The organism is Streptomyces sp. OfavH-34-F (genome assembly GCF_022347745.1).
Taxonomy (GTDB): domain Bacteria; phylum Actinomycetota; class Actinomycetes; order Streptomycetales; family Streptomycetaceae; genus Streptomyces.
The window spans coordinates 1-2,928 of record NZ_JAKRGC010000503.1 but is presented as its reverse complement, the minus strand read 5'-3'; the positions used below and the strand labels follow the sequence as shown (position 1 = coordinate 2,928).

At 74.7% G+C, this 2,928-nt stretch carries 4 protein-coding genes; all 4 read right to left on the bottom strand.

Annotated features, from left to right (window positions below; genetic code table 11):
- Positions 1–45: 45 nt before the first annotated feature.
- Positions 46–495: a hypothetical protein gene (locus MHW47_RS34035; RefSeq protein ID WP_239227706.1), complete on the bottom strand. Its 450-nt coding sequence runs from the start codon at positions 493–495 to the stop codon at positions 46–48.
- Positions 492–974 (bottom strand): MarR family winged helix-turn-helix transcriptional regulator, encoded by a 483-nt coding sequence (locus tag MHW47_RS34030; protein ID WP_239227705.1) that lies wholly within the window; start codon positions 972–974, stop codon positions 492–494. The genes MHW47_RS34035 and MHW47_RS34030 overlap by 4 nt, the downstream gene beginning before the upstream one ends.
- 80 nt (positions 975–1,054) lie before the next feature.
- Complete coding sequence (locus tag MHW47_RS34025; RefSeq protein ID WP_239227704.1) at positions 1,055–2,431, bottom strand: diaminopimelate decarboxylase; 1,377 nt, start codon at positions 2,429–2,431, stop codon at positions 1,055–1,057.
- A gap of 104 nt (positions 2,432–2,535) precedes the next feature.
- On the bottom strand, positions 2,536–2,928 hold a 393-nt coding region (locus MHW47_RS34020), incomplete at its 5' end, for a helix-turn-helix domain-containing protein (RefSeq protein WP_239227703.1).

Sequence of the window (2,928 nt, the reverse complement as noted above, 5' to 3'; positions counted from 1 at the left end):
CGCCGCCGGAGCCGGAGCCGTCCCCGGTCGGCTGAACGGCGGCGGTCAGCCGGCGGCCAGCAGCGCGTCGGCCCGCGCGGTCACCTCGGTGAGCACCCGGCCCGCCGCCTCCAGGTCCGCCGCCGGCAGATCGCCGTACAGCGCGGCGGTGACCTCGGCCAGGGCCGCCCGGTGCGTGCGCACCAGGCGCCGGCCCGCAGGGGTCAGGGTGAGCAGTACCGGGCCGTCCGCGGCGCGCTCCTCCAGGAGGCCGGCCGACGTCAGCTCGGCAAGGGTCTGTTCCGCCACCGGGACGGCCAGCTTCGCGGCGCCGGTCAGGCGCGCGACCAGTTGGTCCCGCCCGATGGTGCCGCCCTTGTCGTCGGTGGCGTTGAGCGCCATGGACTGGTGGAAGGTGGTGCCCTCGGTCAGCAGCCGCTCGGCGACGGCGCGCGTGGCGTAGTGGGCCATGCCGATGATCTGGCCGTTGACGGTGATACCGGACGCGGTGGTCATGGCTGCTCCTCGCGGGAAACGGTGACAGGGGGAACCGGCACGTCGAGCAGGGCCCTCAGTGCCTCGGTGAACGCCTCGGTGGCCGGGCCGTCGAGGCCGCCCAGCGGCGCGAGCAGCCCGTCGACCAGCTCCCGCACCACGGCGACCGCGCGATCCGTGGCCGCGCGGCCCTCGCCGGTCAGCGACAGCCGCACCGCCCTGCTGTCCGACGGATCGGCGGCCCGTTCGACGAGCCCGGCCGCCTCCAGGGAACGGGCCAGCTTCGAGACGTAGAGCGGTTCGAGCCCGGTGTGGTCCGCCAGCGCCCGCTGGCTGGGCCGTGTCCCGGCGTGCTCCATGCCCTGCAGGGAGGCGACCAGCGAGTACTGGGCGTGAGTCAGTCCGAGCGGTGCCAGTGCCCGGTCGATGGCCACCCGCCACTTCATGGACAGGCGCCACACCAGGAACCCCGGAGTGGGGCCGTCGATCGATGCGCTCATAGCCCATACGGTACATGGCTACTATGTACATGGCTACTAAATTCCGGCGACCTCGGCGGCCCCGGCGGCGAGGACCCGCCTCAGTTCCCCGGATCGACCAGCGCGTCGGCGTGCGCCAGCCCGCTCTCGGCCGACACCGACTCCAGCGACTGGGCGTCGCGCACCGGCGCGAACCGCACCTCCGGCTCGCCGTCCCCGCCCGTCCCGGCCAGCCGGAACCCGTACACCGCCGGGCGCGGCAGGCTGTTGTACGCCCACGGGGTGGAGAAGTAGTACGCGCCCGTGTCGTACAGCACCACGAAGTCGCCAGCGCGCAGTTCGGGCAGCGGACGGGCGTGCGCGACGACGTCGCCGGCGAAGCAGCACGGACCGGCGATGTCCTGGACGACGGGCGGACCGCCCTTCGGCCTCCCCTCGGCGTCGAAGGCGCCCACCCGCAGCGGCCAGGCCTCCGGCATGAAGACCGTCCGGGTGGCGGTCTGGGCGCCCGCGTGCGTGAGCGCCACACGCCGCCCGCCCGCCTCCTTCGCGTACTCCACCAGCGCGCCGATGAACCCGTTCTTCGCGAGGAGCGACCGGCCGAACTCGGTGACCAGCTCGTACCGCCCGTCGAAGAGGCCCGGAACGGCGGACCGCAGCGCCGCCGCGTACGCGGCGAACGTGGGGCGCGTCTCGTCGTCGGCGAAGTTCACCGGGAGACCGCCGCCGATGTCCAGCCCGGTGACCTGCCGGCGGCCCAGCCGGGCGTTGATTTCCTCGGCCAGCCGGTACGTCTCGCCGATCCCGGCCGCGATCAGCTCCAGGGAGCAGCCCTGTGAGCCGACATGGGCGTGCAGCCGGGTCAGCCACGGGTGCGCGGCGAACGCGCTGATCACCCGCTCCCGCGCGCCGGGGTCGCGCAGCGCCACGCCGAACTTCGACGTGGCCGTGGCCGTGCTCATCGCGCCGATGGCGCCGCCCCCGACCTGGGGGTTGACCCGCAGGCCGATCGCGGACACCGCGTCCGCCGGCCGCAGCGCGGCGATCCGGGCCACCTCGTCGAGGTTGTCGGCGTTGATCGCCACGCCCACCGCCAGCGCGCGGCGGATCTCGTCGCGGGTCTTGGCGGGCGAGTCCAGGACGATCACCGAGGGCGCGAATCCGGCGTCCAGCGCGAGCCGCAGCTCACCGGGGCTAGCGACCTCGCAGCCCATCCCGCACCGGGCCAGCAGCCGCAGCACCGGGACGAGCGAGGACGCCTTCGCGGCGAACGTGTGCAGCACGGCGGGCACCCCGGGGAACGCCTCGTGCAGGGCGGCGACCGAAGCGCGCACCCCGTCCGTGTCGATGAAACCGGCCACCGGCGTGGCTTCGCCGAGCAGGCCGGTGGCCACGGCATGGCGCACCACCGCCGCGACACGCGCGGACGGGGCCGCGAGGGAGGGGACGGGGGCGGAGGATGACGGATGGATGCTCATGGAGCCAGATTCGGTGACGGCCGCCCCCAGGTCTCTGTCCGGAAGGCCAGGAATCGCGCAGCGGATTGGCCGATCGGCCAAGCACCGTACGCACGGACCGCAACCTACCCGCTGAGCCGCACGGCGAGGGTGACCAGCAGCCGGGTGTCGGGGTCGTCCAGATCCACCCCGTACCGGTCCCGCGCGCGCCGCAGCCGGTAGCGCAGCGTGTTGGGGTGGACGACCAGCCGCGCCGCCGCCCGCGCGACGTCGCCCGACGCGTCCAGATAGGCCGCCAGCGAACGGACCAGCTCACCGCCGGCCGCCAGATCCGTGCGTATCAGGTCGTGCACGGGGCCGCGGCCCGCCTCCCAGACCGGCCGGGCGGCGTCCAGGACCCGGGCGACGTCCAGCGAGGGGCCCACGTCCGCGGCGTCCGCCGCCCGCAGCGCGCCTCCCGCGCCCGCTCGTTCGCGCAGCACCCGCACGATCAGCAGCGCCTCCTCGCACGAGCCCCG